This is a genomic window from Flavobacterium sp. T12S277 (assembly GCF_048514875.1).
Taxonomy (GTDB): domain Bacteria; phylum Bacteroidota; class Bacteroidia; order Flavobacteriales; family Flavobacteriaceae; genus Flavobacterium.
Genome location: NZ_JBLYEG010000042.1, coordinates 1 through 5023 on the forward strand (window position 1 = coordinate 1; position 5023 = coordinate 5023).

5 protein-coding genes are annotated in these 5023 nt (G+C 35.4%); 3 read left to right on the plus strand and 2 right to left on the minus strand.

The genetic code is table 11. The features are described 5' to 3' along the window. Positions 1 to 335 precede the first annotated feature (335 nt). Both ACN1CN_RS22475 and ACN1CN_RS22480 read left to right on the plus strand, forming a co-directional pair. Positions 336 to 620, plus strand: a complete 285-nt coding sequence (locus ACN1CN_RS22475) for a hypothetical protein (RefSeq protein WP_419137885.1) — start codon at positions 336 to 338, stop codon at positions 618 to 620. Positions 621 to 994: 374 nt separating this feature from the next. After that, entirely contained in the window at positions 995 to 2077 is a 1083-nt protein-coding gene (locus ACN1CN_RS22480; RefSeq protein ID WP_419137887.1) for a ligand-binding sensor domain-containing protein, read from the plus strand. A gap of 188 nt (positions 2078 to 2265) precedes the next feature. On the opposite strand, the gene ACN1CN_RS22485 is transcribed toward ACN1CN_RS22480, so the two are convergent. Together ACN1CN_RS22485 and ACN1CN_RS22490 are read right to left on the minus strand one after the other, a co-directional pair. Beyond that, on the minus strand, positions 2266 to 3489 hold the full coding sequence (locus ACN1CN_RS22485; RefSeq protein WP_419137889.1) for an aminotransferase class V-fold PLP-dependent enzyme: 1224 nt from the start codon (positions 3487 to 3489) through the stop codon (positions 2266 to 2268). Positions 3490 to 3504: 15 nt separating this feature from the next. Next, positions 3505 to 3894 (minus strand): RidA family protein, encoded by a 390-nt coding sequence (locus tag ACN1CN_RS22490; protein ID WP_419137891.1) that lies wholly within the window; start codon positions 3892 to 3894, stop codon positions 3505 to 3507. A 117-nt stretch (positions 3895 to 4011) separates the two neighbouring features. On the opposite strand from ACN1CN_RS22490, the gene ACN1CN_RS22495 reads away from it, so the two are divergent. Then, positions 4012 to 4473 (plus strand): Lrp/AsnC family transcriptional regulator, encoded by a 462-nt coding sequence (locus ACN1CN_RS22495; protein ID WP_419137892.1) that lies wholly within the window; start codon positions 4012 to 4014, stop codon positions 4471 to 4473. Positions 4474 to 5023 lie beyond the last annotated feature (550 nt).

Here is a 5023-nt window from a genome sequence, read left to right on the forward strand (position 1 = left end):
TTTTAATCGTTAATTAACCACAAAACCTGGTGGTCAATTTGCTCCGGAATCAGGTGGTCAGTTTGCTCCGGAACGGGTGGTCAATTTACTCCGGAATTAGGTGGTCAAATTGACCGGTTTTTCCAGACGTAGAATTTAAAAATGAATTAAAGAAGCACCTTAATATTCTAAAAACTTTTGACATCGCCGATAATTGGAGTTGTGAAGAAATTTCTATTGGTAAATGGGATGCCCAAATTCAAAAAGAGTTAGAAGAAAGTGATTTAATAATTTACATGTTATCCGCCAATTTCTTTTCTTCTAAATACATTTTAGAGCAGGAGGTCCAAAAAGGAATGGATTTGATTAACGTTAATCCTAAAAAAAATATTTTATGTGTTATTGTCAGTAGTTTTACAGGGTTGGACAAATTGAAAAATGACTCCAGCGATCCAAGTGAATTGAAGGATTCATTATTAAAATTGACAGAGTATCAGTATTTGCCCTATGGTAACGTAAAAAATAATGTTACAAATCAAGATGAGGAAAAAATCATTCCTTTAAAAGATTACGCTCGGATTTACAATATAGAAACTGCATTAGAGCAAATAACTTCAAAAATATTAGAAGTGGTACGATAATAAATTAATAACGGGCAATCAAAGCCGTCTCTTTCCTAGTTCGTCAGTACCAGTCAGTCGTTTCTTCTTCAATTCCCGTGCACCGCCTAAAAAATTAATTTTTCGAAAAACGTCAAAACAGGTATCAAGTGTTCGATTTCTGTCCCTGAAAGCCCACACAAAGACAAACAACGCCACTGTAAGACAGTGGCGTTTTTTTTATTATCTTTTTCTTAGCAAATTTCTGAATTATTTTTTTATTCCAAAAAATATATAAACCTCAAAATATTCTTTTTGAAACTTTATAGTACATTGCGTACTCAATATAATAAATATGATATGCGTTATGCAACGAGTATATATAAATTATGAGTTATAAAAAAATATTCCTAGAGATGAAAGTAAAATTACACAGGCAATACAGACTTAACTTCTACTACATATTTTTGATTGTTCTAATAATCTCTTGTAATAATCAAAATCAATCAAATAAGTCTAAACCAACTGAAAGTGAAATTGGCAGTACAAAATTAAAATTCACCTCCGGAGTACGTTCAATTTTAGAAGATAGTAAAGGAAATATTTGGTTTGGGAGTTACAATGAAGGAGTGTGCTTGCTTAACAATGGCAAGCTCCAATATTTTACTACAGAAAACGGATTAAGTCACAATCAGGTCAGGAATATTTATGAGGATAAAAATGGTATAATTTGGTTTGAATGCGGGAGAGGGTTGAGTACTTATAACGGAAAAGAATTAACTACATACAAAGAACGAAATTACAACTCAAAGAACGAATGGCAGGTAAACGAAAGTGATCTTTGGTTTAAAGGGGATGAAATTAAGGGCTACAATAAACTTGAAAAATATCCCGGGGTGTATCAATATGATGGACAAAAGCTTTCCTATCGCGTGTTTCCTGTTACACCTAAACCTGAGGATGGTTTCAAATATTACATTTCAACACCCTATGTTAAAAGTAAAAATGGAACAATTTGGTTTGGAATGTACGGTGCCGTAATCGGTTATAATGGCTCCAATTTTAAAATAATAGACAATGAATATCTTGGACTAAACGGACCAACTGGATTTTTACATATACGTAATATAATGGAAGACAGCAAAGGAAACCTTTGGATTGGCAATAACGGCAACGGTGTTTTAAAATATGACGGGAAAAAAGTGATCAATTTCACAGCACAACAAAAATTAAAAAAAGAGGACACCAAAGGCAATTCTCTTGAGAGAGTTTTCTCCATTGGAGAGGATACTTCAGGAAATATTTGGTTTGGAACTGTAGGATCTGGTGTATGGAGATATAATGGTAATTCTGTGAAAAATTTTGCCAAAGATGACGGACTTGCAAGTAGACATATTTGGACTATATATAAAAGCAAACAAGGAGAATTGTGGTTTGGAGGAGCAAGTCCAAGTGGTGTATATCTATTCAATGGTATTTCTTTCCAAAGAAAATATTAGAACAATCACAAATACAATTTAACCAATATACTTCATTTTATATTTTTAAAAAATGTTAAAACAGGGATTAAGTGTTCGATTGCAAACCCTGACAGCCCACAAAAAACTCCTTAAGCAATTAAGGAGTTTTTTTTATGCTTACTTTTTCTTCGCAAATCACCGCTGTTGATCAATACAAAAAATTACATTTACACGATTTCCTTAACAGCCTCAACAAACAAGTCGATTTCCTCGAAAGTATTGTAATAATGTGGAGATGCCCTGATGGCCCACTCTACTCCTTTTTCATCAAAATCAATAACAGCAAAATTTCGAAAACTAGGTACAACGTTGATTTTTCTCTTCAGCAATTCCTCAACGATAAATCCCGGCTGTGAATCTTTAACGGTAAAAGTAACCAATGCACCCAACTCAGGTCCCTTATCCAAAACCCTAATCTTAGGATTTTTTGACAATTCATTTCTCATATGTTTTGACAACAGTTGTATCTGCTGCCAAATTTTATCCTCCCCTATATTCAAACAATACTCAATCGCCACTTTACTTCCCAAAACAAGCGCATAAGCAAACTCCCAATCTTCAAAACGTCTGGCACCGGGTTGTGGTTTGTACTCATCTTTTTCAATCCAGTCGGCACCTCTCATATCAATAAATAATGGCTCAAGCCCGGATTTTAAAGCTCTATCCGAAATATAAAGAAAACCGGTACCTCGAGGACCTCTTAAAAACTTCCTGATGGTTATACTCAAAAAATCACATGCTAGTTCTTCAACATCCAGCTTCATCTGACCTGCAGACTGACAAGCATCGAGAATGTACCAGGTTTTATCGCTATGTTCTTTTGCATAACGACTGTATATATCACCTATGCTTTTAACAGACTGAACCAAGCCCGAATTCGTAGGAATATGTGTTATCGCCAATAATTTTGGCTTAAGAGCAAATAACTTCTCTTCTAAATCATGCAGATCTACACCGCCGATTTCTGCATTTTTTATTCTTATGATTTTTATTCCAAATCTTTTCTGACATGAAATAAACTGAATCTGATTCGAAATAAAATCATCATTATCCGTCAATATGATATCACCAGGAGAAAACGGGATAGAAGACAATGCACGGGTATAAGAATCTGTAGCACTTGCCGTAAAAGCAATATTCGAGGGATTACAATTAACCAGCTTCCCGGCCTGCACATAAAATTGTTGAATTTCATTTGCTTTTAAAGCAGCTGCTTCGTAGCCCCCTATTTCAGATTCTAACTTTATATGTTCCAAAACTACCTGCGTTACCACGTCCGGCATAAGACTTGCTCCCGCATTGTTTAAATGACTTACATTTTTACAACCTATAGTTTCATTTCTAAATCTTTCAATTTCACTTCGCGAAAAAGCACTTTGCATATTTTCCATTAGTTTCATTTTTTACTATTCAACATCATTTTTAAACTCTGCTATACATTCTATTTCAACCAAAGCATCATAAGGCAATCCTTTTACTGCAACAGTACTTCTGGCCGGACGGTGTTCACCAAAACACAAAGCATAAACTTCATTCATTCCTGAGAAATTCCCCATATCCGTTAAAAACACATTTACTTTTATAACATGGTTAAGCGTAAGTCCGGCTTCCTGCAAAACAGCCTGAAGATTTTTAATAACCCTGTGCGTCTGTCCTTTTACATCGGCAATCTCAATTTTCATACGCTCAGGCTTAATTGGTGTCTGGCCGGAGCAGTATAACAAATTACCACTTTGTATAGCATGCGAATAAGGCCCAATTGATTTTGGAGCATCCTTTGAAAAATGTACTTTCATCTCTTTTTATATTAAATATTACCATACAAAACTACTCAGGATTCTCTGCTTTATTTCTGCAAATGAACACGATAAATGACTGATTTGATTTAATTTTACAAGAAAAACGGGCAAAAAATGCAAACACTAGACGAATACGACAAAAAGCTTTTGCAATACATGCAGGAGAATAATAAAATGACCGCACAAGAACTTGGAGACTTAGTAAATTTAAGCAGTTCGGCAGTACAAAGAAGGCTAACAAGATTAAGAGAAAACAAAATAATAGAGGCAGATATCTCCATTATAGCACCAAGTGCCCTAGGACTCACCGTTACCTGCATAGTGGATATTATTCTGGCGGATGGAAATTCAAAAGCCTTAGAAAAATTCAAAGCCTCCATGCGAAAATGCCCTGAAGTCATGCAGTGTTACTTTGTAACCGGCACCTACGATTTTGTCATTATTGTAAATGCAGAAAACATGCAGCACTACGAATCATTCGCTAAAAAATGGCTTATGGACAACCCAAATGTCAAACATTTTTACACTCATGTCATAATGGATAAAGTAAAAGTTGGCTACAATCTGACTATTTAAACTGATATCGTTTTATCAAAAACCAGATCCGCACAAAAGCAGCCAAAAAATTCAAAAATACAATCCTGCAAAACAGACGATTTCAGGCACTTTTTTTAGTCCAGACAACCAAAGGTCATTATACCGCACAAAAATAAAACTAAGCCGCTAAAACAATCAAAATAACTATGGCGTTCCCCTCCGGGTCGGGCTGTCCGCTAAATCTTTTGCGATAAAAGTTTTCGGAGATTATTAGAAGACCAAAGGTATCGCAAAAGGATACCGCTGCCATCCCTAACGCAGTTTACGGCAAAAAGAAGATTACTCAAAGGATACAACCTAAAATAAAGAACAAACACAAAAAAATCCGTTCTAATCCGCGTTTTCGCATAGCGAATCAGCACAATCCGCGGTCTGTTTTTTAACCGCAAAGTGCGCAAAGTATTACGCAAAGCACGCAAAGGTCTTTACCACTCAAAACCGCTATAAAACAAAAAACCCTGTTTCGATTAGAAACAGGGTTTTTAAAAAGAAAGGCGACGACATACTCTCCCACATAACTGCAGTACCA

Coding starts and splice junctions, on each gene's coding strand:
- ACN1CN_RS22475 (WP_419137885.1), top strand. CDS start 336: ATGGATTTGATTAACGTTAATCCTAAAAAAAATATTTTATGTGTTATT.
- ACN1CN_RS22480 (WP_419137887.1), top strand. CDS start 995: ATGAAAGTAAAATTACACAGGCAATACAGACTTAACTTCTACTACATA.
- ACN1CN_RS22485 (WP_419137889.1), bottom strand. CDS start 3,489: ATGGAAAATATGCAAAGTGCTTTTTCGCGAAGTGAAATTGAAAGATTT.
- ACN1CN_RS22490 (WP_419137891.1), bottom strand. CDS start 3,894: ATGAAAGTACATTTTTCAAAGGATGCTCCAAAATCAATTGGGCCTTAT.
- ACN1CN_RS22495 (WP_419137892.1), top strand. CDS start 4,012: ATGCAAACACTAGACGAATACGACAAAAAGCTTTTGCAATACATGCAG.